Raw genomic sequence first — 25,756 nt, 5'->3', positions numbered from 1 at the left:
CCTTTCTTGTTTGGGGAATCATGGGGCTTTGCGGCGCTTGGGGCAAGTGGAACACTTGGCAATTGGCGGTCCGGGGTGTATCTGCCGATGCGATGACACGGATTTTCGACATGGACGACCGGACACGCCTGCCCTGGCGGTTTCACGGTCTTTGCGCTTCGGGGCGGATCAGCGGCCTATCCGGCCTGTGACCCCCTTCCCCTGAACCGCAGTCCATACCCGTAAGAGAGATACCCAAATGACCGGCAAAACGCTCTACGACAAGATCTGGGACGCCCACCTGGCCCATGAGGCCGAGGACGGCACCTGCCTGCTCTATATCGACCGCCATCTGGTACATGAGGTGACCAGCCCCCAGGCCTTCGAGGGCCTGCGCATGGCTGGTCGCAAGGTGCACGCGCCCGACAAGACAATCGCCGTTCCGGACCATAATGTGCCCACCACCCCGGGCCGCGAGAACCCCGAGAACATGACCGAGGACAGCCGCATCCAGGTGGCCGCGCTTGACAGCAACGCCAAGGAGTTCGGCATTCACTACTACCCGGTGACCGATATCCGTCAGGGCATCGTGCATATCGTCGGGCCTGAACAGGGCTGGACCCTGCCGGGCATGACCGTGGTCTGCGGTGACAGCCACACCGCGACCCACGGCGCGTTCGGTGCGCTGGCCCATGGTATCGGCACGTCGGAAGTGGAACACGTTCTGGCAACGCAGACGCTGATCCAGAAGAAATCCAAGAACATGAAGGTGGAAATCACCGGCAAACTGCAGCCGGGCGTGACCGCCAAGGACATCACCCTTGCCGTGATTGGAGCAACCGGCACCGCTGGTGGCACCGGCTACGTGATCGAGTATTGCGGCGAGGCAATCCGCGACCTGTCCATGGAAGGCCGCATGACCGTCTGCAACATGGCGATCGAGGGCGGCGCACGCGCGGGCCTGATCGCGCCGGATGAGAAGACCTTCGAATACGTGAACGGCCGCCCCCATGCACCGAAAGGCGCTCAGTGGGAAGCTGCTCTGGCCTGGTGGAAGACGCTCTATTCCGATGACGACGCGCATTGGGACAAGGTCATCACGTTGAAGGGCGAGGATATCGCCCCCGTTGTCACCTGGGGCACCAGCCCCGAGGACGTGCTGCCGATCACGGCCACCGTGCCGAACCCAACCGACTTCAAGGGCGGCAAGGTCGATGCTGCGGCTCGCTCTCTGGAATACATGGGTCTGAAACCCGGAACCCCGCTGTCGGAAATCGAAATCGACACTGTCTTTATCGGCTCCTGCACCAATGGCCGGATCGAAGACCTTCGCGCCGCGGCGGCAATCCTCAAGGGCAAGAAGATCAAGGACGGCATTCGCGCCATGGTCGTGCCCGGTTCGGGCCTCGTCCGGGCACAGGCCGAGGAAGAGGGTCTGGCCGATATCTTCAAGGAGGCCGGTTTCGAATGGCGGCTTGCGGGCTGTTCCATGTGCCTGGCCATGAACCCCGACCAACTGGCCCCTGGCGAACGCTGCGCCGCGACCTCGAACCGCAACTTCGAAGGCCGTCAGGGCCGCGGTGGACGCACCCATCTGATGAGCCCCGGAATGGCCGCAGCCGCCGCCATCACCGGCAAGCTGACGGATGTGCGCGAGATGATGTAAGCCGCGTCCCGATGGAAGAGTAAGAAAACGCCACCCCCACGGGTGGCGTTTTTCATTGAGCACCCGCATCTCGCCCCTGCCCTGCACAAAATCGACAGCTTGCGTTCTTTCTGGTACCATCCGCGACGGCCTTACCGCCCAATGGAAAGGATGACGGCCATGCAGCAACTCTTTCGAATTGTCCTATTCGCAGTCCTTTGTTTTTTTGGGCATGGCAGCGCCGCTGAGGCGCAGGCGCAATTGGTTCAACGCGAATGCAGGCCGCAGGTGGTCAATACGCTCTCTTTCTCGATGAGCGTCCCGATCTTTCCCGAACTGTATAACGCATCCGCCGAAGAGGTTGCCTGATGCGACAGCGACGCCAGCAACGCCTTCACGGCGGGCTCAATCTATGTTCGGGTAGATCCAGGCCGGCGCGCAAGCGATCCACCGATCATTTGCGACGCCGGGACCGGGACATTGGTGGCAACCGATATCGCTGGCCCGGCCGCCCGCGACGGCGCGCCCTCCAGCTGGCCGACATACCGGCAGTCTATGTATTTCATGGCCGTTGACCGGCTGGCCGGGTGGGACGGGCAAACATTTGTCGGTGTTCAGCGGGGGCAGATCATCGAATATGCCTGCTCGGAAACGAATACCCGAAGCCTCAGGGTTGCGCTATTCAATTGCCCTTGCGGCGTGAACCCTGCGGGCCACTGCGAACCTCGCCCGTCCGGTCCGGGTGTCGTGCAACCTCCGACGGGGCTGGCGCCGGGACAGATTGGACAGGGACAGAGGCCGGGAAATGTCCAGCTGGTTCCAGGAAGCCCGATCGACCCCAATCGCTGATCCGAACCGGGCCTCGCAGGCATTTCGTCCATTGGGGCAACATACGAAAACAAACGGACTACCCGATTGGGTAATTGGCGCCATTTCCCATTTGCATAAATGAACCAAGGGTCCGGCATAAAAATGCCAGGTTTTCTTGTTTAATGGGGGTCGTCAATACAGACGCGGTGCCATTAACAAGACATGTCGAGCAGATCATGAAGAAAGTTGAGTTCTGGTTTTCAATAGGCAGCCCCTATACCTACCTGTCGGTCATGCGCCTGCCTCGGATCATTGCAAAGACCGGATTGCAGGTTGATTGGCGCCCGTTCTCGGCCAGACAGATCATGAAGGAACACGGCTTTCACCCCTATACGGACAAGCCCGTCCGCACTGCCTATATGTGGACGGATATCGGGCGGCAGGCAAAAAAGCTCGGGTTGTCCCCGCACCTGCCTGCTCCGTTTCCCATACTAGGATATGAAATTGCCAACCGTGTCGCAGTGCTGGCCGCTCAGGAAGGATGGGTCGCGGATTATCTGGTCCGGACTTACGCACACTGGTTTCATGACGGGCACCCTGCGGGCCAGGAACCCAATCTCAGCAAAACCCTGAGTGAACTGGGGCAAGAGCCCGAGCGTGTTATTGCCCGGGCTGAGGGCGCGGTGATCGGTCAGGCCTTCGAAGCCGCGACCGCAGAGGCGCGGGAAAGAGGCGTTTTTGACACCCCAAGCTTCGTGGTCGACGGCGAGGTCTATGTCAGCGATGACCGAATGCCCGATGCCTTGCGCCATGCCATTCCCGACCCGCGGGCACGGGTGATGAAGAAACCACCCGCCCCGGTCTCGGCTGCCCGCAGATCGGCCTGATCAGAAGAACACCCGCTCGATGGTCCACCATGCTCCGATCAAGCTGATGATGACCGAGCCGACAACCGACACAGCACGGTACATCACCTGCGTTTCCCGCACTGGCTGTTCCTCGTCCGGCAAGGGGGCCAGCGCAGCCAGGCGCGTTGCGATAAGGATCAGGGCAAGCGCCACAAAGATCACTGCAAGCTGACCGAATTCCACGCCGATGTTGAACCCGATGAGCGCCGCCGCGAAATGGCTTGCCGTGATCCCGAAGTCACCAAGCACGCTGGCAAAGCCAAGCCCGTGCAAAAGACCGAAAGCAAAGACAAGCGCCGTGCGTGCCTTCACATTCGTATGTCCGCGAATGTTCTCGACCCCCACATAGACGATCGACGCTGCAATCAGCGGCTCAACGATACTGGGCGATACGGTGACGATGCCAAGGCTTGCCGGGGCCAGCGTGATCGTATGCGCCAGTGTGAACGAGGTCACCTGAAACAGGATCGGCCGAAGATGCAGCGAGAAGAAGAACAGCCCCAGAACGAACAGAATATGATCGATGCCAAGCGGGACGATATGTTCGAAGCCAACCGGAATGTATCGCAGGAACACCGCCCCCGCGCCTTCGGTGCGGATCTCGATGCGAGACAGGGGCTCGGACAGGTCGCCGTCTGACAGGAAGGCCGTATAGGCATCCTCACCGCCGCCCGCCTGCCGCACGACAAGATCACCATAAAGCGCCGCCCACCCAAAGCGGACTGGGGCGTCGCCTTCCGGTAGGTCTGCGGCGATTGTGATGGTCGAGGTGCGGGCAAGCTCGAAATTTCCAACTTCGGGGATTGAAACGGCTGTTAGCTCTGGAATGATCCTGTCGCCGTCCACCTCAATGACAATCCGACGTGCCATGCGCGGCCAGAACTCGTCCAGGGCGATCCGCAATGCATCCGGCCCCAAGGCACGATACTCATCGTAGATCTCGGCTTCGGGCGCCAAGGTTGTGTCGGTAATGGTGGCAAGGTCCATCTCGGATAGGATAGACTCAAGCGAGAGTTGAATATCGATCGTTACCCGATCCGGTGTCACGGAAATATCGGAAATCGCCGGGTCGATCTCGTGTGCAGGGGCCTGCGGGGCCGCCATCACGAAAAGGAGAATTGACAGCGTGGCCAGTCGCGCCACCATCTTTGGAAACATATCGGAAAATCTCATGCATCACCTCATTCGCACCCTGTTTGCCCTAAATCTGGCTCTGCTTCCAGCCGTTCCAAGTGCCGCACATGAATTCTGGATCGAGCCGCTGGAATTTGCAGTGGGCCCGGACGATACGCTGGAGGCCCGGCTGCGGGTTGGGCAAGAGTTCGACGGCGTATCCATGTCCTACCTGTCCCGCAATTTCACCCGGTTCGAATTGGCCTTTGGTGCGGATATTACACCGGTCGAGGGACGGCTCGGGCAAAATCCGGCACTGTCTGTGGAGGACCATGGGCAGGGTTTGGCCGTCGTCCTGTATGAAACCACGGACAACACGCTGACCTATGACGAATGGGATCGCTTCCTGCGCTTTGCGGCGCACAAGGATTTCCCCGATATCGAGGCCCGGCATCTGGGTCGCGGTCTGCCTATGACCGGCTTTACAGAAAGCTACAGCCGCCATGCAAAAAGCCTGATTGCCGTAGGCGATGGTGCGGGCGAGGACCGGGAATACGGCCTGCGGACCGAGTTCGTGGCCTTGGCAAACCCGTATACCGATGATCTTTCTGGCGGGTTTCCGGTGCAGCTCTTCCTGGACGGGGAACCACGCGCCGATGCCCAGGTCGAACTGTTTGACCGCGACGCGGACGGTGAAGTGACGATCACCCTGCACCGCACCGACGCTGATGGCCGCGCAGTTCTGCCCGTCACGCCGGGCCATGCCTATCTGGCCGATGCCGTAACCCTTCAAGAGGTCACGCCGAACGACAACAGCAACGCCGTCTGGCACACTCTCTGGGCTTCCCTGACCTTCGAAGTGCCTGCACAGTAAGGCGCGTCTTGTGTTGCCCCGGCATTGCCGCTATGCCCCTTCGCGGACGTGAAGGAGACCCGGACCCATGGACAAGTTCACCAAGCTGACCGGCATTGCCGCCCCGATGCCCCTGATCAACGTCGACACCGACATGATCATCCCCAAGCAGTTCCTGAAGACCATCAAACGGTCTGGCCTTGGGGTGAACCTGTTCGACGAGATGCGCTATGACGATGACGGAAACGAGATCGCGGATTTCGTGCTGAACAAGCCCGCCTACCGGAATGCGGAGATCCTTGTTGCCGGTGACAATTTCGGCTGCGGTTCGTCGCGCGAACATGCGCCCTGGGCGCTGTTGGACTTTGGCATTCGCTGCGTGATCGCGCCGTCATTTGCCGACATCTTCTTCAACAACTGCTTCAAGAACGGCATTCTGCCGATCGTGCTGCCGCAGGAAGAGGTCGACAAGCTGATGGACGACGCAAGCCGTGGTGCCAATGCGACCCTGACCGTGGATCTTGAAAACCAGACGATCAGCGGCCCCGATGGCGGAACAATCAGCTTCGAGGTCGATGCCTTCCGTAAGCACTGCCTGCTGAATGGGCTGGACGATATCGGCCTGACGATGGAAAAATCCGCCTCGATCGAAGCGTTCGAGACCAAGGCCGCCCAAGCCCGCCCTTGGGTCTGATTTTCCGCTGACAACAAGATGTAGCCCCTCGGCCCTGCCGGGGGGTTTCTTTTTTGCTCGGTGATGCAATCGGGCGACAGTCAGCATCCCAAAATCGCCACAGTGATTCCTCACGAAGAGTCAGGTACTTGCGAATTGGGACGAATATGGGCAAAATCGTGGCAATTGAGGCAATCCGATGGCAGTCGGGTCAAGACCGGAATAAGGGCCACAAAAAACAGGTCCGTCCAGGTTGAGGGTTTGAGGCAGTGATCGCACAGCTTTCCAGCGCTGTGGTGCGGGCGATTCTTGTAATGATCGTCATATCCACACCGTCTTTGCTCCTTCCGGCAGCTTCGCCGGACGGAACGCAGGTCGTGATGCTCATTGCGCTGTTTGCCGCCGGTTTCACATTCACCGAATACGCCTCTACCTATCCCGGCCTGATCGAGTTCCGAGATGCGCCGCCCTTCAACCGTGTGCGCATCATCGGAATTTTCATCACGCTGTTCCTGCTCAGCCTTGTGGCTGGCTCACCCGAAGGCTCGGGCAGCCTGACCCTGATCGTGAATGCCACCGGGCTTGTTCTGGCCCATGCACTGGATTTCACCTACAGCCCCATATGGCTGTTGCAAGTGTTCCTGCCCGAAGGCGCGACGCAAGCGGATCTGACCATGCTGCGCACCATGGGTGGGCTGAGCTTTCTTATCGGTCTGGTCACGATCAGCGTTTTCGCCATCCTGATGCGGCTGAAAAGCTGGCCCAACCGCAACACCAGTTTCAATGTCTGGGTCAACCTGCCCACATTCGACCCCACGGCGGGCGGAGATGTTGTTGCCAGGTTGATCCGCGATTCCCGCATTAACCTGATCTTAGGATTCTTCCTGCCATTCCTGATGCCTGTACTGGCGAGCTACGGGATCGGCAATCTCGGCATTTCCCTCGGGGCCTCGCCGATTACGCTGGTCTGGATGGTCACCTTATGGAGCGTTCTTCCCGTTTCCCTGCTGATGCGCGGCATGGCCATGGGTCGGATCGCACATATGATCACGGAACGGCGCAAGAAGCTGGTCCGCGACATGGCCGAACAAGGCGAATTTGCTGCGGCCTGATCCTGTCCTGCCTGCTGGCCAGCTTGCCTGTCCACGCTGATACGATCCGCATCGCCACCTATCACACAGAGCTTTACCGTCAGGGACCCGGACTGTTGCTGCGTGACATTCTGCGCGGGGATGACACGCAGGTAGAGGCCGTTATCGGCGTCATCTCCCATGCGAATGCCGACATTCTGTTGATGCAAGGGTTCGACCACGACCTGGAAGGGCACGCACTTGCAGCATTTGCCGATGCCTTGGCCCTGTCCGGGGTGGACTATCCCTTTCGCCTGTCCCTGCCGCCAAATACCGGGGTTCCCACGGGGCTGGACATGGACGGTGATGGCCGGCTTGGACGGGCGCGCGATGCGCAAGGCTATGGGCGTTTCACCGGGCAGGGCGGTGTTGCGTTGTTGTCGCGGTTGCCCATTGGTCATGTCAGGGATCATTCCCGGTTTCTGTGGCGCGATCTGCCGGACAGCCAGGCCGGGCTGGTTCTGCCCCCGAGGCCCTGGCCGTTCAACGACTGGCCAGTGTTGCCACCTGGGACGTGTCGATAGACACCGACAGCGGCCCCTTGCGGCTGCTAACCTTGCATGCAACTCCTCCGGTGTTCGACGGGCCAGAAGACCGTAATGGCCACCGAAACGAGGACGAACTTTGGTTCTGGCTGCGTCAGCTCGATGGATGGTCGCCCAATGGCGCGCCCTTGCCAGAGCCACCTTTTGTGCTGTTGGGGGTGCTGAACGCCGATCCCATGGATGGAGAGGCCCGGCGCGGCGCTCTGTCGGCGGCTCTGGAGCACAGTTTGCTGCAAGACCCCAGACCGTCTAGCGCCGGTGGCGCCGAAGAGGGTGACGCCACCGACACAGCCGACTGGACCGATCCCGATCCGGGTAATCTACGCGCGAGCTACATCCTGCCGTGGTCCGGCCTGACCGTGACCGGATCAGGTGTGCTGTGGCCCGACAGGGATGATCCCAACCGGGCGCTATTGGGTGGATCAGACGGCAACGGCGCGTCGCGTCACCGTCTTGTCTGGGTCGATCTGGTGTTGGAGAGCCCGGGCGAGCACTGAGGTCAGTGGTGTCCGTTGGCGATCTGGCAGAACAGCATCCAGAGCCGTTCCATCCAACTGATGCGGGGTTTCCCATAGGTAGCGCATTTCCAGCAGATGCTTCGCTTCCCTCCAAAATGGTCTGGCAAGATGAATGGGCAACCAGTTCATCCTTTTTGCCACTACAGGACGATGCAGCGCAGCCCCACACGCGGCAGCCAGTTCTTCGCCAGTCAGGGTGTAGCCCGGAAAGGCAAGGTCCGCGAACCGGGGCAGCGTGGCGCGGTTTTTGGCCAGCCCAACCATGGCGGCTGCCACATCCGGCAACCAGGCCCAGGCATGCGGCAAATCCAACGCGCCAGGATAGGTGAGACGCCCCTTTGCAATCGGTTTGGCCAACACCAAGTCAAACCAGTTGCCACTGGCTGCTTCGTCCAGAAAATCACCGGCGCGCAGGATGATCGTCGGCACACCCGCATCGCGATAGGCGTCTTCCAGATTGCGACGGATTCGGCCAAGCGGATGCTCTGCCAGATGTGCCACGCCGGGCCCGATAACCGGAGGCATGTCCGGCCCGTAGACATAGACATTGCCCGGAATAATGACCGTGGCACCGCTGTCCTTTGCCGCAGCAATCACCTGCCGGGTCAAGTCGGGCACAGATGCCTGCCACTGGCTGTAGGGCGGGTTCCAGCCATTCACGATAACATCGGCACCGCGCGCGGCCTGCATCAGATCATCCTTTCGACGATCGAACTGGCGCACGGCCCAACCTGCGTTAGAGAAGGCTTCGGCGGCGTGGCGTCCGAGACGACCTGTGGCACCGAGTATGAGGGCGGTCTGAGTCATGGGTTGATCCTTTTCATGGTCTGACCCAAAGCTAATCTATTCACTTTCAGATGTTTATTGCCCCGAAACGTAGATATGATATTCATTATTGAATGGATAGCTTACCTCTCGACTGGACGCTAATTCGATCCTTCCTGGCTGTGGCCGAGACCGGATCGCTGTCTGCGGCCGCGCGGGAACTTGGGCAGAGCCAGCCGACCCTTGGTCGCCATATCCGAATGTTGGAAGATCAGGCCGGAGGGCCACTTTTTGACCGACACGCACGCGGTTTCAGCCTCTCAGATCTCGGAAAGGCCCTGCGCCCCGGAGCAGAGGCGATGCGGGACGGGGCGCGTCAGGTTGCGTTGGCGGCCGCCGGGCGAGACGAGCGCGAAGCCGGGCCAGTCAGGATCACGGCCAGCGTCTTCGTCTCGGTCCTGCTGCTGCCACCGATCATTGCGGATATCAGGGCACATTTCCCCGAAATCGAGATCGAACTCGTGTCTTCGGATCGAACCGAAAACCTGCTGTTTCACGAAGCCGACATTGCGGTACGCATGTACCGGCCCAAGCAGCTGGACATGATTACCCGCCATCTGGGCAATCTGGAATTGGGCCTCTTTGCCGCCCCATCCTATCTTTCGCGGCACGGCACTCCGTCCGGCTTTGCCGATGTTCTGACCCACGACGTCATCGGCTATGATCGCGACGACCGGATAATACGCGGCTTTCGCGAGGTCGGTCTGGAGGTGACGCGCGAAAGCTTTCCCATCCGCACCGACGACCAGGTTGCCTACTGGGAACTGGTGTGCGCAGGTGCGGGGATTGGCATCGGGCAGATCGCCGTCGGTGCCCGCGACCCGCGCGTCACCCGGCTCCTTCCTGACGCGCCCATGCCGTCCTTGCCTGTCTGGCTAACGGCACACGACTCTTTGCGTCACACCCCTCGTGTTTCCCGCGTGTGGGACGCTTTGGCCGAAGGGCTTTCCCCCTTCCTTTCTTGACCCTCGGGCGCACACCCGTTACGCGGATGCGACCCTAGATCAAGGATGGACGACCCCATGAGCAACCCCTCGCTTCTTATCCTGCCCGGTGACGGCATTGGCCCCGAAGTCATGACCGAAGTGCGTAAGATCATCGATTGGTACGGCGCCAAGCGCGACATCGCCTTCGACGTGAGTGAGGGGCTCGTCGGCGGCTGTTCCTACGATGCGCACGGCACGCCGCTTACCGATGAAACCATGGCCAAAGCGCAAGAGGTGGATGCGGTTCTTCTGGGCGCCGTGGGTGGCCCGAAATATGACAATCTCGACTTCAGCGTAAAGCCGGAGCGCGGCCTGCTGCGCCTGCGCAAGGAAATGGACCTGTTTTCCAACCTTCGCCCTGCACAGTGCTTTGACGCACTGGCCGATTTCTCGTCGCTGAAGAAGGATGTTGTCGCCGGGCTCGACATCATGATCGTTCGCGAACTGACCTCTGGCATCTACTTCGGCGAGCCGCGCGGCATCTTCGAAGAGGGCAACGAGCGCGTTGGCATCAACACGCAGCGTTATACGGAATCAGAGATCGAGCGCGTGGCCCGGTCGGCCTTTGAACTGGCCCGCCGCCGCGGGAACAAGGTTTGCTCGATGGAAAAGGCCAACGTGATGGAATCGGGCATCCTGTGGCGCGAAGTGGTCCAGAAGGTCCATGACGAGGAATACCCGGACGTAGAGCTGTCGCACATGTACGCCGACGCCGGCGCCATGCAGCTGTGCCGCTGGCCCAAGCAGTTCGATGTGATCGTGACCGACAACCTCTTCGGCGACCTGCTCTCGGATGCCGCCGCGATGCTCACCGGCTCGCTCGGGATGCTGCCGTCTGCCTCGCTCGGCGCACCGATGGCCAATGGCCGCCCCAAGGCGCTGTATGAACCGGTGCACGGCTCGGCGCCCGACATCGCGGGCCAGGGCAAGGCCAACCCGATCGCCTGTATCCTCAGCTTCGCCATGGCGCTGCGCTACAGCTTCGATCTGGGCGAGGAAGCCGATCGGCTTGAAAAGGCCGTGGAGCAGGTTCTTGCCGACGGGGTGCGCACCGCGGACCTTCTGGGCGAAGAGGGTGTAACGCCTGTCAGCACCAGCGAAATGGGCGATGCCATCGTCGCCAAGCTGGATGCCAGCCTCTGAAAGTAACTTCTGCCTCGACGCAGCCTTATGGCCTAGGATAGGTTTCCCCTATTCCTAGCCATAAGGTGTTTCATGAAACGATCTCTCTTAGCTTTTTTCCTTTGCGCCTCACCAGCCTTGGCAGACGGTGTTCAGATCCTGGACGGGTATTCTGATTTCCGGGTTCCCGAAGTCACGAGCTACGATCAGCCGATGACTTTGGTCTCCGATTGGGTGTTGGGATTTCCTGAGGAAGGCGAAGGCCGCCCTGCGTTGAACCTGTCTTCCGCTATCGGCGATGATGGACATCTCACCATCGAGATTACGGAAACTGGCCTGGCCGATGACTCGGTCTCCGCCGTCCAGCGCAGATATGTTCTGGAACGAACGGAAACAGGCTGGACACTGGTGGGCTACGGCCACCGCCAGCAGTGCTGGCGTGGTGAAACCAGCGAATGGACCGCCTCGGCCTGTTCATGAGACATGAAAGGCGCCCTTAGTGGGCGCCTTCTTCGTCCGGGATCAGGCGGCCTGGCATCGGACGATCTGACGGCGAATGCTCAGCCAATGCCGCATAGAACAGCGCCCGGTCCGCGTTATGCGAACTTCGCTGAAGCCAGCGCATAGCATCGGTCAGTTCAAACACTTCAGGCACGCTTACAAGCCCCGCATGTTCCCGCAACAGTGCAGACCGGCGCAGGTTCCGTGCACGCCCGGCAATCAAAGACGCAAGACGGGTCATCTTGGCCGCGCCAGGCGTGTGATCGGCATCCGCAAAGCGCCGAAGGGCGGCGCCAAAGGCCAGCGCCGGGCGGCGCAGACCGGGATCAGACAGCAAAACCGGCAAAAGCTCCTCCGCCACCAGCTGATGCGCCAACCTGTTCAGGTGGTCATACATATGCAGAAGCGCGGCATAGCGATTGGCAACGCCGGTCTCGCCGTCTGGAAGGCGTATCTTGGTCAGGTAGTGTTGCAGGTCGTCCAGAGCCCCTTGCAGCAATGCAATTCGAGGGGCGGGCAACGGACCTTGGACCGGGCTGAAGTACGCACCCGCGGCCGCAAACTCGGCCCGCATGATCCTTTGCGCCGTTGTCCGGGCCGCATCCATCGCGGCACTCGGGTCATTCAACAGGCGGCGATCCAGTGCGTCGGTCAACGCGCTTTCGCGACCCGGAACCAGCCGTTCGATCAACCGGGCAAAGGAGGTCGTGAAGGGTAGCATGATTGCTGCGCCTGCTACGTTGAACAGGGTGTGGAACACAACAAGGGCCGTGGTTTCATCCTGCGGAAACGCCGTTGAAAGCGCCCGCACAGACGGCACAAGCAGCGAAAAGACAATCACTCCGGTAGCTATGTTGTAGATGCTGTGGGCAACGGCGGTGCGCAACATGTCACGAGATCCGCCGATTGTGACCAAGAGCGCGGTAAAGGTCGTGCCCACATTCATTCCAATGACAAGCGCGGCCCCCTGCCCCAAGCTGATCGACCCTGCCGCCAGTAGAACCAGTGTCGCTGCAAGGGCCGCACTGGAGGACTGGACAACGATCGTAATCCCCGCCCCGATCAAAACAAGCAAGACCCGGCCAACAAAGCTGTCACCAGGCAAGATGTCGGCGCTTAGCCAGTCCTGGAACCCTGTAACCGCATCTTTCATCATATCAAGCCCGATGAAGATCAGGCAGAACCCAGTCACCGCCCGTGCAGTCCGGGCGACCTGACCGCGTGTAAACAGCGTCACCAGAACCGCGACCAGCAAAACGGGCAGCGCGATGGTACCAAGGCTAAGCTTCAGCCCGAGCAACGCCACGATCCAACCGGTAAAGGTGGTGCCCACATTGGCCCCGTAGATCACCCCTATCGCTTGCGGGAAGCTCATCAGCCCTGCCCCAACAAACCCGATCACAGTGACCATGGTGGCCGAGGACGACTGGATCACGGCAGTGCTGGCAGCCCCGGTCAGGGTGCCGGTCAGTGGAGACGTGGTAAAGCGCGCAAGAAATGATCGCAGATGGCGACTGGCAAGGGCGCGCAGGGCTTCGGTCATGATCTCCATCCCGACAAGGAAGAGACCAACGCCACCGGCCAGAACGAGGATTTCAGCTGTCATTTGTCAAACCACCCTCTTGGTGGTAGTGCCACGGCAGCCGGTCTGCGTCCATGCGGTCCGATTGTCGCCCATTGCGGGTTGCCAGCCACACCGATCCATGTTGCTGTTGCCCCGCCCCGGAACCTGGATACATTTTTGCCATGCAACTGAAAGGCGCCCTCTTCGCGCTTCTCGCCTTTGCCGTTTTCGCCACGCATGACGTGGTGATCAAATTCCTTGGCGGCAGCTATAGCCCGATTCAGATCATCTTTTTCACGGTCCTGTTCAGTTTTCCAATGCTGATCTTCGTGATGATCCGAGACTCTCAGGACGGCGGATCCCTTTTACCCGTGCATCCGTGGTGGACTGCAGCGCGCACAATCAGCGGTGCATTCGGCGCCGCCTGTGCCTTCTATGCCTTTTCGGTTCTGCCCCTGACGCAGGTCTACCCCATACTGTTCGCTATGCCTTTGCTCGTAACCGTTCTGGCAATCCCGATGTTGGGAGAGCGCGTAGGCATTCACCGAGCGTTGGCCGTGGCCGTTGGGTTGGCAGGCGTGATCGTGGTGTTGCGCCCCGGCAGTGCCGACCTGTCGCTTGGACACGCCGCTGCTTTGCTCGGGGCGGTGTTCAGTGCCTTCAGCTCTATCATCATGCGCAAGATCGGCCGGGCAGAGCGTACCGTGGTTCTTCAGCTTTACCCCCTGCTGGTGAATTTCGTGGTGATGGGTGCGCTGCTGCCCTTCGTCTACGTACCCGTTGAACTCATTGACCTCGGCGCCTCGGCCGTGGTGGCGTTGCTTGCGCTGATCGCGATGGCCAGCCTGGTGACCGCCTACCGCTTGGCCCCGGCCGTCATCGTGGCGCCCATGCAATATTCCCAGATCATCTGGGCCAGCATCTTTGGCGCGATCTTCTTCGAGGAGACACTTGACCAGATGACCATGATCGGCACCGGGATCATCATTGCATCGGGATTGTACATCGTGCTGCGTGAAGACAGACGCAAGGACAGCTCCAATCAGCCGGTTCTTCGGTCACGGTCACGCATCGGCACGCCAAGCGCGCCACGCGTCGCATCTTTCCTGAACAGGGATCGCCGGAAAGACGAGGACTAAACGCGGCAGTCAGGGAACCGGCGAAATCCCCCTTGCAAAGGCGCGATTCCCCGGCTATCCCGCCCCGCACGGTCGGAGTGTAGCTCAGCCTGGTAGAGCACTGTCTTCGGGAGGCAGGGGTCGGAGGTTCGAATCCTCTCACTCCGACCAAAAAACAAGGCCCCTCACGGGGCCTTTTTTAATGTCCTGGCGGCATTCGAATTCATCTGTGGAATGGACGCAAGACCCCTGGGGCACGCTTTTGCAGCTTGCATGGCTTCTGTCGAAAAAAACCCGGCGAGTATGCCGGGCCAGTCCAACAGGGAGGTTAGGTGTTTTACACCATACATCAACTATCGGTTGATCTCGCCAAATAGTCAACATTTTGTGGCCAACTCAGGCCAACAGACGATATCCACCACTTTCTGTGACCAGAATGCGCGCATTCGAGGGGTCCGGCTCGATTTTCTGGCGCAGACGATAGATATGCGTTTCCAGTGTGTGCGTGGTGACCCCGGCATTATAGCCCCAGACCTCGTGCAGCAGCACGTCGCGGGCGACGACGCCATCCTGGGCACGATAGAGGAACTTGAGGATATTGGTTTCCTTCTCGGTCAAGCGGATCTTCTTCATATCCTCGGTTTCCAGCATCTTCATCGCAGGTTTGAACGTGTATGGCCCAAGCTGGAACACCGCGTCTTCTGACTGTTCATGCTGCCGAAGCTGTGCGCGAATACGGGCCAGAAACACGGGAAACTTAAAGGGCTTGGTGACATAATCATTGGCGCCAGCATCTAGTCCAAGGATCGTGTCGGCATCGCTGTCATGGCCAGTCAGCATCAGGATTGGGCACTTGACGCCCTGCTTGCGCATCAGGCGACACAGTTCGCGGCCATCGGTATCCGGCAGGCCCACGTCGAGGATCACCAGATCGTAAATCGCTTCCTTGGCCTTTTGCAGGCCTTCGGTTCCGTTCCCCGCTTCGAACACGTCGAAATCTTCGGTCATCACCAGTTGTTCGGCCAACGCCTCGCGCAGGTCTTCGTCATCATCTACCAGCAGAATTTTTTTCAGATTGGCCATTTGGGTGACTCCCCTCTCTTGGTCTTCACTGGACATGTCGCGTGAACACGCTTGTGACAAGGGGAGCGAAAAACTTCTCACGCAGCCGTGTCAGACAGCGAGCAAATGTTTCAAATCGCTACAGGGCAGTCTACATGGGGAAGGTAACCGCCATTCAGGACCATGTGATGCCGCTTCTCCCCACCCCATCAGAGCTTGTCGCTCGCGCCCGCGCTGATTTGCGTGTCGGGCTGCCGGTGGTGGTTGGCGGGTCAGCAGGCGTTGCCGTTCTGGCGGCGGAAACATTGACCCCCGCGCGCCTTGCGGCGATCCGAGAGATTGGGGCGCCGGTTCTGGTGATCACCGACCGGCGAGCCGAAACGCTCAAGGCCCGCGCCTATGACGGAGATATCGCCCGCCTGCACTTGCCCGAGGATGCCGACGCCGCCTGGATACGCGCCGTCGCAGATCCGGCAGATGATCTGCGGATGCCGATGAAGGGCCCCCTTTCCGCACAACGTGAAGGCGAGGCCGGGCTTCACAGGCTGACCATCGCCCTGGTGAAGTCGGCGCAACTGTTACCTGCCGCGCTAGTGGTAGAGCTGTCTGACGCGCCTGCCTTCGCCACGACGCGAAATCTTACACTGCTATCGGCCGAGGCCACGCACAGGGATCTGCTGATCCACCACACGCTGAACCCGGTTGCCGCCGCCCGGCTGCCGCTGGAAGCAGCAGAGGCTGGCCGCCTGCACATTTTTCGTCCCGACAATGGCGGCACCGAACATTACGCCATCCAAATCGGACGCCCGGATCGAGACCAGCCCGTTCTGACACGGCTGCATTCTGCCTGCTTCACAGGTGATGTGCTGGGATCGCTGAAATGCGATTGCGGACCGCAGTTGCGCACCGCACTGGCTGAAATGGGCAAGGCCGGAGCTGGCGTTCTGCTTTACCTCAATCAAGAGGGTAGAGGGATCGGGCTCGCCAATAAGATGCGTGCCTATTCCCTTCAGGATCAAGGCTTTGATACGGTCGAAGCCAACCATAGGCTTGGATTTGAAGATGACGAGCGTGACTTCCGTCTTGGGGCCGATATTTTGCGGCGCATGGGATTCTCGGCTGTGCGGCTTATGACGAACAACCCCCGCAAAGTGGCGATGATGTCAGACGAAGGCATACGCGTTGCCGAACGTGTCCCTCTGGTGACGAAAACCAACCGCCACAACGCCCATTACCTCGACGTAAAGGCGAAGAAATCGGGGCACTTTCTGTGACCCCCGCCGATCTGGTTCTCACCCCGATGGGGTTGTGCTTTCACGGGCGCAGATTTGCATGTTCTATTGGGCGCGGCGGTTTGAGCGGCGACAAGCGTGAGGGGGACGGCGCAACCCCGCGCGGCACTCACACAATTGTTGGCGGGTATTATCGCGCTGACAGAATCGCGCGCCCCGCACCCTGGCTGGATCCCATCGGGCCCGGCGATCTGTGGTCTGATGACCCCAACAGCCCCACATATAACAGCCATGTCCGCGCGCCCTACAGCGGCAGTCACGAGAAACTGTTCCGGGCTGATCGACTCTATGATCTGGTGCTGGTGACAGACTGGAATTGGCCCCGGCCAGAGCCCGGCCGCGGATCTGCGATCTTTCTGCACCGCTGGCGCAAGCCGGGCCACCCGACCGAGGGCTGTATTGCATTGGCCCCACACCATCTTCTCTGGCTCACCCGCCGCTTGCAGCCGGGCTGCCGAGTGATCGTGGCCTAAGCTCTTTCATCTCGGTCCGATTATGTCCGCCGGGGGCCTCGACACCATGCTTCGCGCGTAGCAGAGACGCCGTAACACTGCGGATGGAACTCTATCATGGCAATGCGGTTCGAGGAGGGCTCCACAGGAGCCTGACGAGGACCGCCTCCGAGTCGACACCGGCAGGTGGCGAAACCACTATCAGCCGGAAACGCGATCTCCAAAAATCGCTGATCCCACACGCACACAGGTTGCGCCCAAGGCAATCGCTGTCTCGAAATCCGCGCTCATCCCCATGGACAGCTCAGCCAAACCATTGCGCTCTGCAATCTTCGCCAATAGCGCGAAATGCAGCGCGGGTTCCTCTTCGACCGGCGGAATGCACATCAGCCCTTTCACCGGCAAATCCATTGCGCGCACCTCGGAAATGAAGTGATCCGCATCCCGCGGCAACACACCGGCCTTCTGCGGCTCCTCGCCGGTATTCACTTGAATCATCAGATCGGGGCAATGGCCCATCTCTTGCGCCAAACGCGCCAGCGTTGTGGCCAGCTTGGGCCGGTCCAACGTGTGGATGGCATCGAACAACTCCATCGCCTGCCGTGCCTTGTTGGTTTGCAGGGGACCAATCAGATGCACCGCGACCCCATCGAACCGTTGCTTGAGATCCGGCCACTTCCCGGCCGCTTCCTGAACGCGGTTCTCCCCGAACAGGCGATGCCCTTCCTGCAAAACTGCTTCAACCCGTTCCAGCGGCTGAACTTTGGACACTGCGATCAGACGAACAGATCCGGGCACCCGCCCTGCGGCGGTTTCGGCCTGCGTGATGGCTTTGGATATCTCTGCAAGTGCCATGGATGACTGTCCTTCTGCACAAAAGAAAAGAGCGGGCATAAAGCCCGCTCTTCCCTACCAAATAATCCGGTTGGATTAGAAGGACATTGCCAGGCCGAGCGACCAGGTGTCTGCGCCACCGTCGGTCGAGCCGTAGCCGAGGTGCAGGCCAGCGCCGCCACCCAGGTCGTAGGCTGCTGCAACACCGAAGCCGGATGCGCCGGTGTCGAATTCGCCGTAGTTGGCGTGCAGCGAGATCGCGCCGGAGGAGTAGCCGAGGCCGATGCCGAGGTGCGAGTTGTCTGCGCCGGCAACACCGCCCACGTCGGACCAGTCGCTGTACTGGATGCCTGCGGAGAAGCCGCCCATGAAGGAAGCAACAACCGATGCACCAACGACGGTCTGGTCGTTCGGGGAGCCGAAGTCGGTCGACTGGTAGCCGAGGCCGAGGCTCAGGTCCACACCACCAGCGGAGGTGGAGTAACGCAGACCCAGGGCAACGTTGCCGTTGGTGTCGCCAGCTTCAGCGGCGGTTGCGGAACCACCACCAACGGTGTCCTGCTCCATGGAGACCGCGAATGCGAAATCGCCGAAGGAGTAGTCGTAACGCAGAACCTGACCGTCAGAGGTGCCTTCGCCGTACGAACCGTTGTAGCCGCCGTGGCCGGTTTCGTCATCCGCCAACGAGCCGGGGTTGCCGATGTTGCCGGCTTCGGTCAGGGCCCAGTCCAGTGCGCCGTCGGTGTCACCCATGGTCAGGGTGCCGAAGTTGCCGGAGATGAACACGGCGTAGCCTTGATCATCGGAGGTCACGGTGCCAGCGCCGGCGGTGCCGCCTTCGTCAAGCTGAACGGATGCGCCGAAGCTCAGGCCGTTGTCGGTGGTTCCGGACATGGTGAATGTGACTTCGATGTCCTGATGGAAGTTGGTTTCCATCATGTCGCCGCCAACAAGACCCATTTCCGCGTAACCGGAAACGGTAACGTCTGCAGCTGCGACGCCCGCGGTGGCGACGAGTGCAGTCGTTGCGAAGAGAACCTTTTTCATGGTTTTTCCCTCGTTTGATAAAATCTCCCCAACCGGGGAATCCGCGTTGGGTATACCTCTCTCTCAACTTTCGGCGGTCTGAATGCAAGAAAGCGCGTCGAGGAACTGGTATCTTGGCCCGGTGATGGTGCAGACATGCCACAGTGACGGGGCGGATCGCTTGGGCGCACGGCTTTTAAGACACTTGCCGCGCTATTGGCCCTGCGATACCAAGGGCCAAGCGGATTTACGACAATATTCCGGAAATAAACGGGACGGGAGCGCATAATGATCGGACGTTTTAGCAAAATCTTGGTGATATTGCTTGCGCTCACGGCGCTGACAGCTTGCGGTGGTCGTTTCGGCGGGCTGAATAATGAAATGAGCGACGAGACCCGCGCGCAACTCATTCAGGGCGGGGCGCTTCCAGACCCGAACCGCAACACGATCTGGGATCTGTTCTCAAACAATGACGACCCGAACGTGACTGTTGAGGTGAACCGTTACCTGTGGAACGCCTCGCTGGAAATTCTTGATTTCATGCCGATCGAAGCGGCCGACCCCTTCTCGGGTGTCATTGTATTTGGATACGGCACGCCCCCGGGTGGCGGAACCGCCTATCGCGCGACAGTATATGTCACAGATCCCGCGCTGGATGCCCGCAGCTTGCGTGTTGCCCTGCAGTCGCGCGGCGGTCCGGTCAGCCGGGAGACGCAGCGCGCAGTGGAAGACGCGATTCTGACCCGTGCGCGCCAGATCCGTATCCGCGAAGGTGACCTCTAGATTCTGCTCCGCAACACTTCTAAACACACGCCGGGCCCTCGTGCCCGGCGTTTTCGTATGACAGACGACAAGGACAGCACATGGCCCGCTACGACCCCAGTGTGATCGAACCGAAATGGCAATCCGCCTGGGATAAGTCCGGCACGTTCCTCGCCAAACGCGATGAGACGAAGCCGAAGTACTACGTGCTGGAGATGTTCCCCTACCCGTCGGGCCGCATCCATATCGGCCATGTGCGCAATTACACGATGGGTGACGTCATCGCGCGCTACAAGAAATCCACGGGTCACAACGTGCTGCATCCCATGGGGTTCGACGCCTTCGGGATGCCTGCTGAGAATGCCGCCATGGCCTCGGGCGGGCACCCCAAGACATGGACCTATGAGAATATCGACACGATGGTCGAGCAGATGAAGCCGCTCGGCTTCGGTATCGACTGGTCGCGCATGTTCGCCACCTGCGACCCGGAATATTACGGCCAGCAGCAGGCGCTGTTCCTCGATTTCCTCGAAAAGGGTCTGGTCTACCGCAAGAACGCCATCGTCAACTGGGATCCGGTGGACATGACCGTTCTGGCCAATGAACAGGTCGAGGATGGGCGTGGCTGGCGGTCTGGCGCGCTGGTTGAACGGCGAGAGCTGACCCAGTGGTTCTTCAAGATCTCCGATTTCTCGGGCGAGTTGCTCGACGCGCTCGATACTCTGGATGACTGGCCCGCCAAGGTACGGCTGATGCAAGAAAACTGGATCGGCAGATCGCGCGGTCTGCAATTCTCGTGGGCGCTGACCGAGCCTTCCCATGGCATCGAGTCGCTGGAGGTCTACACCACACGCCCCGATACGCTGATGGGCGCGTCCTTCCTGGGCATCTCCCCCGACCACCCGCTGACCAAGGCGCTGGAGGCCGAGAACCCCGATCTCGCCGCCAAGGTGGCCGAGATGCGCAAGGGCGGCACCACGGAAGAAGCCATTGAAAAGGCGGAAAAACTGGGGGCCGATACCGGGCTGCGTGTGCGCCATCCGCTGAACCCGGACTGGGAGATTCCGGTTTGGGTCGCCAACTTCATCCTGATGGATTACGGGACCGGCGCGATCTTCGCCTGCCCGGCGCATGACCAGCGCGACCTCGATTTCTGCCGCAAGTATGACTTGCCGGTGATTGATACTTTCGTGGCGCTGGATGATCCCGCGCCGGTCGAGAAAGAGGCCTTCGTGCCGCCGAAGACCGAGAAAGTGAAATGGATTGACCATTTCGCCGGGCTGGATGAGGCCAAGGGGCAGGAGGCCATCGACACCACAATTGATTGGATGGAAGCCAAGGGCCTTGGCACCGGCGTCACCAAGTTCCGCCTGCGCGATTGGGGCCTCAGCCGTCAGCGCTATTGGGGTTGCCCGATTCCCGTGGTGCATTGCGATGCCTGCGGCGTGGTGCCCGAGAAAAAGGAAAACCTGCCCATTGAGCTGCCCGAGGATGTCAGCTTCGACATTCCCGGCAACCCGCTGGACCGTCACCCCACATGGCGCGACTGCACCTGCCCGTCCTGCGGTGCGCCTGCGAAACGCGAAACCGACACGATGGATACCTTTGTCGATTCGTCCTGGTATTTCGCCCGCTTCACCGCACCGCGCGCCACGACGCCCACGGATATGGCCGAGGCCGAATACTGGATGAATGTTGACCAGTATATCGGCGGCATCGAGCACGCGATTTTGCACCTGCTTTATTCCCGCTTCTTCGCCCGGGCCATGCACATCTGCGGCCACCTGCCGGAGAAATCCAAGGAGCCGTTCGATGCGCTCTTCACGCAAGGGATGGTCACGCACGCGATCTTCCAGACCCGCGATGCGAAAGGCCGCCCCGTTTACCATTACCCCGAGGAGGTGGATCTGCGCGACGGCAAGGGCTTCCTGAAGGATGGCACCGAGGTGGAAATCATCCCCTCTGCCAAAATGTCCAAATCCAAGAACAACGTCGTCGACCCGATGAACATCATCGCAGACTACGGTGCCGACACCGCGCGTTGGTTCGTGCTGTCCGATTCCCCGCCGGAACGCGACGTGGAATGGACCGCCGCCGGGGCCGAGGCCGCGCACAGGCATATTGGCCGGGTCTGGACCCTGTGTGACCGCATCGCCGCGATGGACCCCAATGCAAAAGGCGAAGGCGACGAAGACCTGCTGCGCGAGATGCATAAGGCAATTCGCGACGTGACGCTCGGCATTGAAAGCTTCGGCTTCAACGCGGCGATTGCCCGGCTTTATGCCTTCACCAACACGCTGGCCAGATCCAAGGCAGGCGCGGCGGCGCAGAAACAGGCCATCATGACGCTGGCACAGCTGATGTCGCCCATGACCCCGCATCTTGCGGAAGAAATCTGGGCCCATCAGGGTGGCGAGGGCCTGCTGGCCGACGCGCCCTGGCCGGTGGCGGATGAGGCGATGCTGGTGGAAAACACCGTGACCCTGCCCATCCAGATCAACGGCAAACGCCGCTCGGAAATCACCGTGCCCAAGGATATGGCGAAGGAAGAGGTTGAAAAGATCGCGCTGGCAGACGACGCTGTGGTCAAGGCGCTGGCCGGTGGTCAGCCCAAGAAACTGATCGTCGTTCCGGGCCGTATCGTCAATGTCGTCATCTGACCGCCGCCATTTCCTGTCCCTTCTGGCCGTAGCCCCGCTTGCAGGCTGCGGCTTTGCGCCGGTCTATGCGCCGGGCGGGGCGGGTCAGGTGTTGCGCGGGCAGGTGCTGGTCGCTGCCCCGGACACACGGCTCGGATTTCAACTGGTATCCCGGCTGGAGGAACGTCTCGGGCTGCCAGAGGCCGAAACATATCTGCTCGGCTACACGATCGAAACGTCGGAAACGGACCTCGCCATCACCGGAACCAACGACATCACCCGCATCAATATCGCAGGCACGGTCCGGTTCACCCTGACCGAAACCGCAACAGACACGGAAGTGCTGGCCGATTCGGTTTCGACTTTCACCGCCTATTCCACCACCTCGACCGCCGTCGCCACCGCCGCCGCCCGCCGCGATGCGCAAGACCGGCTGATGATCGCGCTGGCCGATCAGGTCATGTCGCGCCTGCTGGCCTCCTCGCTGCGCTGGTCATGAAGCTTTCGGCCCGCGACGCCAGCGCTTATTTCGCCAATCCCGACCAATCTGCCGCCGGGCTTCTGATCTTCGGGGCCGACGCGATGCGCGTGGCCATCAAGCGGCAGGATGTGATTGCCAAACTGCTTGGCCCCGGCGCGGAAGAGGAAATGCGCCTGTCCCGCATTTCCGCCAGTGAGCTGCGCAGTGAAAAGGCGCTGCTGCTGGATGCGGTGAAGGCGGTTGGCTTCTTCCCCGGCCCGCGTGTGGCCTTTGTCGAGGACGCGGCGGACGGGCTTGCCCCCGTCATAGCCGAGGCACTGAAAGACTGGCAGCCGGGCGACGCTCAGATCATAGTGACCGCCCCGCGCGCCTTGCCAGCCAAATCTGCCCTGCGCAAGCTGTTTGAAGGCCACAAGCAAGCCTATTGCGTCGGCATCTACGATGATCCGCCAAGCCGCGCCGAGATCGAGGAAACTCTGGCCAAATCCGGCGTCACCCAGCTTGACCGCGATGCCTCCGCTCAGCTCACCGCATTGGCCATGCAGCTCGACCCCGGCGATTTCCGTCAGACTGTTGAAAAACTGGCGCTCTACAAGATCGGCGATCCCACCCCGGTCAGTGTGGCCGATGTGACCGCCTGTGCACCCGCCACGATCGAGGCCGGGATGGACGACATCATCCACGCTGCAGCCGAAGGCCAGATCGCCCAGATCGGCGCGTTGATGCAGAAACTGACGGGTCAGGGCGTTGCCCCTGTGACACTGACCATCATGGCCCTGCGCCATTTCCGCACCCTCCACGCCGCTGCAATCCACCCCGGCGGGGCCTCTGCCGGCGTGGGCGCCCTACGCCCCCCCGTCTTTGGTCCACGCCGCGACAAGATGATCCGTCAGGCAAGCATGTGGGGATCGGACCGTCTGGAACAGGCGCTTCAGGCGCTGATCGAGCTGGACCTGACCCTGCGATCAAGCCAGCACGCCCCGCAGGACGCCCTGTTGGAACGGGTGCTGATCCGGCTGGCGACGGTTGCGTCACGGATGCGCTAGGACAATCGGTCAGCGGCAGATCGGCAATTCGAGTGGCGGTTGTTCCGGCAGGGAATCCCGCCACTCGTCAATGATCGGACGAAGGGTTTCCCGCGTCCAGAACATTGGTGTCTCGATCTCCTCCAGGCAGGTCGCGTTCCAATAAAGCCCCTCCTCAGAAAGGCTCCGCTGCCCGTGCACGGCATCCGCCACCGCATTGATGTCGCCGGATTCCGGGTAGATGTAGAGCGTTGTCGGATCCCCCTCGACCAACGAAATGATGTCGCCAGCCACCTCCTCCGACCAGGTCGTGCAACCATTGCTCCGCCCCCCATCATAGTTGATCAGCTGCCCGAACGGGACATAGCCATCTTCGTCCGCGAAAGGGCTTTCAGGGTCACTGTAGCGGCACTGCCAGCGCAGGAACATCGCGACGTGACCGCCGATTTCCCTCTCTCGCGCATTGTCGGTTTCGCCCATGCCATCGAACAGAAGAAAGGTTCGCTCAAACGGCACCCTGTCATCGGAATCGCTGAAATACCCCTTGAAGGAGGTCCGCGTCTCTGCCGTCACATAGGCCCCGCCCATGGTCAGGTTAGATCCCTCTGCGTTGCTGAAATGCCGCGCGCATTCCCGTCCATTGCGGAAGTTTGCCTGCGGCAGATCACGGCCGCTTCCATAGCCTGACGACACTGCGCGGAACGACTCCTCAGCCTCGCAAATGATATAGAAGCGTTCCCCGGGTTCACCGATGGATGATGTGCTCGGGCGCGTTGCATCCATTGCAAGGTAACAGGGGTTTGTCAGTCCGACTTCGTGAACCTGCTCCTGATACAGTTCTCGCGCTCTTTGCAGAACCACAAGAGCGATCTGTCCCTCACCCGTGCCCACATGCTGCTGCAGCCATTCCGGAATATCTGTCGCCCCGGGCGGTGTCTGGGCCAACATTGGAGTCGCCGAGGCCAAAGCAAACACCGAAGCGAGCCGTAGGTGCCGTGACCAGCGATGCATCGGATATCTCCCGCGCGATTGATCCCAACACCAGACTAGCACAAACAAACCGCCAGCCCCACGCCTCTGGACGCCCCCGCCGTCCCGTGCAAGCCTGCGCCGACGCATCAGGAGCTCGACCCATGTACAAAGTGATTGGCAAAACCCAGACCCGCACCCTGCGCGTGCTGTGGACGCTTGAGGAACTGGGGCTCGACTACGACCATGTCCAAGCCCCGCCCCGCGATCCGTCCGTCATTGCCGTGAACCCTGCAGGCAAGGTGCCGGTTCTGATCGCTGACGGTGTCCCGATCACCGATTCACTCGCCATCATGACCTATCTGGCCGACCGCCACGCGGCGCTGACCTTCGCGCCCGGCACCATCGACCGCGCCCACCAGGATGCGCTCACCCATTTCGTGAACGAAGAATTTGACCAGATCCTGTGGATGGCAGCCCGGCACAGCTTCGTCCTGCCCGAAGAACACCGGTTGCCCGCGATCAAGGACAGCCTGAAGTGGGAGTTCGAGCAGAGCCAGCGCCGCTTGCTGCCGCGCATGTCCGAAACCGGCCCCTTCCTGATGGGTGAGACCATGACGATTGCCGATATCCTGCTGGCTCATTGTCTGAGATGGGCTGTTGGCGCAAAATTCCCCGTCGTCGATGACCGAATCCATGCGTTTGGCGCGATGATGTTCGACCGCCCCGCCTACAAGAAAGCCGCGGCCGCCTGACGCGCGCCAGCTCCTTCTTCTTGGCCCAAATACTCCCGCCGGAGGCGTACCTACAGCGCCGCCAGTGAATCGTGGAATGTCAGGAACAGCCCGTGCGGCCTTCCGTGGCAACGCGGTCCAAGGAGGGCCCCGGAGGGGCTTGACGCGGGCCGCTCTCGCCGCGATCCGG

Annotated in this window: 25 protein-coding genes, 1 tRNA gene and 1 pseudogene; 20 read left to right on the top strand and 7 right to left on the bottom strand. The window is 60.8% G+C overall.

Annotated features, from left to right (window positions below; all coding sequences use genetic code 11):
* Positions 1-20: 20 nt before the first annotated feature.
* From ACROHD_RS06570 to ACROHD_RS06555, 4 genes are all read left to right on the top strand, one after another.
* Entirely contained in the window at positions 21-191 is a 171-nt protein-coding gene (locus ACROHD_RS06570; RefSeq protein ID WP_432676581.1) for a hypothetical protein, read from the top strand.
* 47 nt (positions 192-238) lie between these two features.
* On the top strand, positions 239-1,645 hold the full coding sequence (gene leuC / locus ACROHD_RS06565) for a 3-isopropylmalate dehydratase large subunit (protein ID WP_432676580.1): 1,407 nt from the start codon (positions 239-241) through the stop codon (positions 1,643-1,645).
* Positions 1,646-1,687: 42 nt separating this feature from the next.
* Entirely contained in the window at positions 1,688-1,993 is a 306-nt protein-coding gene (locus ACROHD_RS06560; protein WP_432676578.1) for a hypothetical protein, read from the top strand.
* Positions 1,994-2,670: 677 nt separating this feature from the next.
* Complete coding sequence (locus tag ACROHD_RS06555; RefSeq protein ID WP_432676577.1) at positions 2,671-3,321, top strand: 2-hydroxychromene-2-carboxylate isomerase; 651 nt, start codon at positions 2,671-2,673, stop codon at positions 3,319-3,321.
* Here the strand turns inward: ACROHD_RS06555 and ACROHD_RS06550 are convergent, their stop codons facing one another.
* Entirely contained in the window at positions 3,322-4,515 is a 1,194-nt protein-coding gene (locus ACROHD_RS06550; protein ID WP_432676576.1) for a HupE/UreJ family protein, read from the bottom strand.
* Between ACROHD_RS06550 and ACROHD_RS06545 the strand changes: the two genes are divergently transcribed.
* The 4 genes and pseudogenes from ACROHD_RS06545 (at position 4,514) to ACROHD_RS06530 (ending at position 8,153) form a co-directional block, all read left to right on the top strand.
* The gene (locus tag ACROHD_RS06545; protein ID WP_432676575.1) at positions 4,514-5,329 is read left to right on the top strand and encodes a DUF4198 domain-containing protein; all 816 of its coding nucleotides are present in this window, start codon (positions 4,514-4,516) and stop codon (positions 5,327-5,329) included. The genes ACROHD_RS06550 and ACROHD_RS06545 overlap by 2 nt on opposite strands.
* Positions 5,330-5,396: 67 nt before the next feature.
* Positions 5,397-6,002 carry a 3-isopropylmalate dehydratase small subunit gene (gene leuD / locus ACROHD_RS06540; protein ID WP_432676574.1) on the top strand — a complete coding sequence of 202 codons (606 nt, stop codon included), beginning with the start codon at positions 5,397-5,399 and terminating at the stop codon, positions 6,000-6,002.
* A gap of 248 nt (positions 6,003-6,250) precedes the next feature.
* A complete protein-coding gene (locus ACROHD_RS06535; RefSeq protein WP_432676573.1) occupies positions 6,251-7,093 on the top strand; it encodes a hypothetical protein in 843 nt (280 codons plus the stop codon).
* Between the two features lie 23 nt (positions 7,094-7,116).
* A pseudogene (locus ACROHD_RS06530) lies at positions 7,117-8,153 on the top strand (endonuclease/exonuclease/phosphatase family protein).
* Here ACROHD_RS06530 and ACROHD_RS06525 read toward each other — a convergent pair.
* Positions 8,079-8,981, bottom strand: a complete 903-nt coding sequence (locus ACROHD_RS06525; RefSeq protein WP_432676572.1) for a Rossmann-fold NAD(P)-binding domain-containing protein — start codon at positions 8,979-8,981, stop codon at positions 8,079-8,081. The pseudogene ACROHD_RS06530 and the gene ACROHD_RS06525 overlap by 75 nt on opposite strands.
* A gap of 92 nt (positions 8,982-9,073) precedes the next feature.
* On the opposite strand from ACROHD_RS06525, the gene ACROHD_RS06520 reads away from it, so the two are divergent.
* The 3 genes from ACROHD_RS06520 to ACROHD_RS06510 all read left to right on the top strand — a co-directional run bounded on the left by ACROHD_RS06520 (position 9,074) and on the right by ACROHD_RS06510 (position 11,587).
* Positions 9,074-9,964, top strand: a complete 891-nt coding sequence (locus ACROHD_RS06520) for a LysR family transcriptional regulator (protein WP_432676571.1) — start codon at positions 9,074-9,076, stop codon at positions 9,962-9,964.
* 57 nt (positions 9,965-10,021) lie between these two features.
* A complete protein-coding gene (leuB, locus tag ACROHD_RS06515) occupies positions 10,022-11,128 on the top strand; it encodes a 3-isopropylmalate dehydrogenase (protein ID WP_432676570.1) in 1,107 nt (368 codons plus the stop codon).
* A 72-nt stretch (positions 11,129-11,200) separates the two neighbouring features.
* Entirely contained in the window at positions 11,201-11,587 is a 387-nt protein-coding gene (locus tag ACROHD_RS06510) for a hypothetical protein (RefSeq protein ID WP_432676568.1), read from the top strand.
* Between the two features lie 16 nt (positions 11,588-11,603).
* On the opposite strand, the gene ACROHD_RS06505 is transcribed toward ACROHD_RS06510, so the two are convergent.
* Positions 11,604-13,214, bottom strand: a complete 1,611-nt coding sequence (locus ACROHD_RS06505; RefSeq protein WP_432676567.1) for a Na/Pi cotransporter family protein — start codon at positions 13,212-13,214, stop codon at positions 11,604-11,606.
* Positions 13,215-13,354: 140 nt separating this feature from the next.
* Here ACROHD_RS06505 and ACROHD_RS06500 point away from each other — a divergent pair, with 140 nt between their 5' ends.
* The gene (locus ACROHD_RS06500; RefSeq protein WP_432676566.1) at positions 13,355-14,311 is read left to right on the top strand and encodes a DMT family transporter; all 957 of its coding nucleotides are present in this window, start codon (positions 13,355-13,357) and stop codon (positions 14,309-14,311) included.
* Positions 14,312-14,384: 73 nt separating this feature from the next.
* Positions 14,385-14,461 (top strand) — tRNA-Pro (locus ACROHD_RS06495).
* A gap of 225 nt (positions 14,462-14,686) precedes the next feature.
* Here the strand turns inward: ACROHD_RS06495 and ACROHD_RS06490 are convergent.
* Positions 14,687-15,373: a response regulator transcription factor gene (locus ACROHD_RS06490; protein WP_432676565.1), complete on the bottom strand. Its 687-nt coding sequence runs from the start codon at positions 15,371-15,373 to the stop codon at positions 14,687-14,689.
* 167 nt (positions 15,374-15,540) lie between these two features.
* Between ACROHD_RS06490 and ribA the strand changes: the two genes are divergently transcribed.
* Both ribA and ACROHD_RS06480 read left to right on the top strand, forming a co-directional pair.
* Positions 15,541-16,626, top strand: coding sequence for a GTP cyclohydrolase II (ribA, locus tag ACROHD_RS06485; RefSeq protein ID WP_432676693.1), 1,086 nt, complete (start codon positions 15,541-15,543; stop codon positions 16,624-16,626).
* Positions 16,623-17,117, top strand: coding sequence for a L,D-transpeptidase family protein (locus ACROHD_RS06480; RefSeq protein WP_432676564.1), 495 nt, complete (start codon positions 16,623-16,625; stop codon positions 17,115-17,117). The genes ribA and ACROHD_RS06480 overlap by 4 nt, the downstream gene beginning before the upstream one ends.
* A 180-nt stretch (positions 17,118-17,297) precedes the next feature.
* Here the strand turns inward: ACROHD_RS06480 and ACROHD_RS06475 are convergent, their stop codons facing one another.
* Positions 17,298-17,951: a YggS family pyridoxal phosphate-dependent enzyme gene (locus ACROHD_RS06475; protein WP_432676563.1), complete on the bottom strand. Its 654-nt coding sequence runs from the start codon at positions 17,949-17,951 to the stop codon at positions 17,298-17,300.
* 75 nt (positions 17,952-18,026) lie between these two features.
* Positions 18,027-18,977, bottom strand: a complete 951-nt coding sequence (locus ACROHD_RS06470; protein WP_432676562.1) for a porin — start codon at positions 18,975-18,977, stop codon at positions 18,027-18,029.
* A gap of 267 nt (positions 18,978-19,244) precedes the next feature.
* On the opposite strand from ACROHD_RS06470, the gene ACROHD_RS06465 reads away from it, so the two are divergent.
* From ACROHD_RS06465 to holA, 4 genes are all read left to right on the top strand, one after another.
* Positions 19,245-19,739 carry a DUF3576 domain-containing protein gene (locus tag ACROHD_RS06465; RefSeq protein ID WP_432676560.1) on the top strand — a complete coding sequence of 165 codons (495 nt, stop codon included), beginning with the start codon at positions 19,245-19,247 and terminating at the stop codon, positions 19,737-19,739.
* 80 nt (positions 19,740-19,819) lie between these two features.
* Positions 19,820-22,378, top strand: coding sequence for a leucine--tRNA ligase (gene leuS, locus ACROHD_RS06460; protein ID WP_432676559.1), 2,559 nt, complete (start codon positions 19,820-19,822; stop codon positions 22,376-22,378).
* Positions 22,365-22,856, top strand: a complete 492-nt coding sequence (gene lptE, locus ACROHD_RS06455; RefSeq protein WP_432676558.1) for an LPS assembly lipoprotein LptE — start codon at positions 22,365-22,367, stop codon at positions 22,854-22,856. Before leuS ends, lptE begins: the two co-directional genes overlap by 14 nt.
* Positions 22,853-23,884 (top strand): DNA polymerase III subunit delta, encoded by a 1,032-nt coding sequence (holA, locus tag ACROHD_RS06450; RefSeq protein ID WP_432676557.1) that lies wholly within the window; start codon positions 22,853-22,855, stop codon positions 23,882-23,884. The genes lptE and holA overlap by 4 nt, the downstream gene beginning before the upstream one ends.
* A gap of 9 nt (positions 23,885-23,893) precedes the next feature.
* Here holA and ACROHD_RS06445 read toward each other — a convergent pair whose 3' ends face one another.
* Entirely contained in the window at positions 23,894-24,811 is a 918-nt protein-coding gene (locus ACROHD_RS06445; RefSeq protein ID WP_432676556.1) for a hypothetical protein, read from the bottom strand.
* Between the two features lie 185 nt (positions 24,812-24,996).
* Between ACROHD_RS06445 and ACROHD_RS06440 the strand changes: the two genes are divergently transcribed.
* Positions 24,997-25,587 carry a glutathione S-transferase family protein gene (locus tag ACROHD_RS06440; protein ID WP_432676555.1) on the top strand — a complete coding sequence of 197 codons (591 nt, stop codon included), beginning with the start codon at positions 24,997-24,999 and terminating at the stop codon, positions 25,585-25,587.
* The last annotated feature ends 169 nt before the right edge of the window (positions 25,588-25,756 follow it).

It is taken from the genome of Nioella aestuarii, from assembly GCF_050896395.1.
Taxonomy (GTDB): domain Bacteria; phylum Pseudomonadota; class Alphaproteobacteria; order Rhodobacterales; family Rhodobacteraceae; genus Nioella; species Nioella aestuarii.
The sequence above is the reverse complement of the archived record's forward strand: the minus strand, read 5'-3'. Positions and strand labels throughout refer to the sequence as shown.

What these genes read in the sequence shown, in the direction of transcription:
- ACROHD_RS06570 (WP_432676581.1), top strand. Translation starts at nt 21, where the DNA reads ATGGGGCTTTGCGGCGCTTGGGGCAAGTGGAACACTTGGCAATTGGCG.
- leuC (WP_432676580.1), top strand. Translation starts at nt 239, where the DNA reads ATGACCGGCAAAACGCTCTACGACAAGATCTGGGACGCCCACCTGGCC.
- ACROHD_RS06555 (WP_432676577.1), top strand. Translation starts at nt 2,671, where the DNA reads ATGAAGAAAGTTGAGTTCTGGTTTTCAATAGGCAGCCCCTATACCTAC.
- ACROHD_RS06545 (WP_432676575.1), top strand. Translation starts at nt 4,514, where the DNA reads ATGCATCACCTCATTCGCACCCTGTTTGCCCTAAATCTGGCTCTGCTT.
- ACROHD_RS06550 (WP_432676576.1), bottom strand. Translation starts at nt 4,515, where the DNA reads ATGAGATTTTCCGATATGTTTCCAAAGATGGTGGCGCGACTGGCCACG.
- leuD (WP_432676574.1), top strand. Translation starts at nt 5,397, where the DNA reads ATGGACAAGTTCACCAAGCTGACCGGCATTGCCGCCCCGATGCCCCTG.
- ACROHD_RS06525 (WP_432676572.1), bottom strand. Translation starts at nt 8,981, where the DNA reads ATGACTCAGACCGCCCTCATACTCGGTGCCACAGGTCGTCTCGGACGC.
- ACROHD_RS06520 (WP_432676571.1), top strand. Translation starts at nt 9,074, where the DNA reads ATGGATAGCTTACCTCTCGACTGGACGCTAATTCGATCCTTCCTGGCT.
- leuB (WP_432676570.1), top strand. Translation starts at nt 10,022, where the DNA reads ATGAGCAACCCCTCGCTTCTTATCCTGCCCGGTGACGGCATTGGCCCC.
- ACROHD_RS06510 (WP_432676568.1), top strand. Translation starts at nt 11,201, where the DNA reads ATGAAACGATCTCTCTTAGCTTTTTTCCTTTGCGCCTCACCAGCCTTG.
- ACROHD_RS06505 (WP_432676567.1), bottom strand. Translation starts at nt 13,214, where the DNA reads ATGACAGCTGAAATCCTCGTTCTGGCCGGTGGCGTTGGTCTCTTCCTT.
- ACROHD_RS06500 (WP_432676566.1), top strand. Translation starts at nt 13,355, where the DNA reads ATGCAACTGAAAGGCGCCCTCTTCGCGCTTCTCGCCTTTGCCGTTTTC.
- ACROHD_RS06490 (WP_432676565.1), bottom strand. Translation starts at nt 15,373, where the DNA reads ATGGCCAATCTGAAAAAAATTCTGCTGGTAGATGATGACGAAGACCTG.
- ribA (WP_432676693.1), top strand. Translation starts at nt 15,541, where the DNA reads ATGCCGCTTCTCCCCACCCCATCAGAGCTTGTCGCTCGCGCCCGCGCT.
- ACROHD_RS06475 (WP_432676563.1), bottom strand. Translation starts at nt 17,951, where the DNA reads ATGGCACTTGCAGAGATATCCAAAGCCATCACGCAGGCCGAAACCGCC.
- ACROHD_RS06470 (WP_432676562.1), bottom strand. Translation starts at nt 18,977, where the DNA reads ATGAAAAAGGTTCTCTTCGCAACGACTGCACTCGTCGCCACCGCGGGC.
- ACROHD_RS06465 (WP_432676560.1), top strand. Translation starts at nt 19,245, where the DNA reads ATGATCGGACGTTTTAGCAAAATCTTGGTGATATTGCTTGCGCTCACG.
- leuS (WP_432676559.1), top strand. Translation starts at nt 19,820, where the DNA reads ATGGCCCGCTACGACCCCAGTGTGATCGAACCGAAATGGCAATCCGCC.
- lptE (WP_432676558.1), top strand. Translation starts at nt 22,365, where the DNA reads ATGTCGTCATCTGACCGCCGCCATTTCCTGTCCCTTCTGGCCGTAGCC.
- holA (WP_432676557.1), top strand. Translation starts at nt 22,853, where the DNA reads ATGAAGCTTTCGGCCCGCGACGCCAGCGCTTATTTCGCCAATCCCGAC.
- ACROHD_RS06445 (WP_432676556.1), bottom strand. Translation starts at nt 24,811, where the DNA reads ATGTTGGCCCAGACACCGCCCGGGGCGACAGATATTCCGGAATGGCTG.
- ACROHD_RS06440 (WP_432676555.1), top strand. Translation starts at nt 24,997, where the DNA reads ATGTACAAAGTGATTGGCAAAACCCAGACCCGCACCCTGCGCGTGCTG.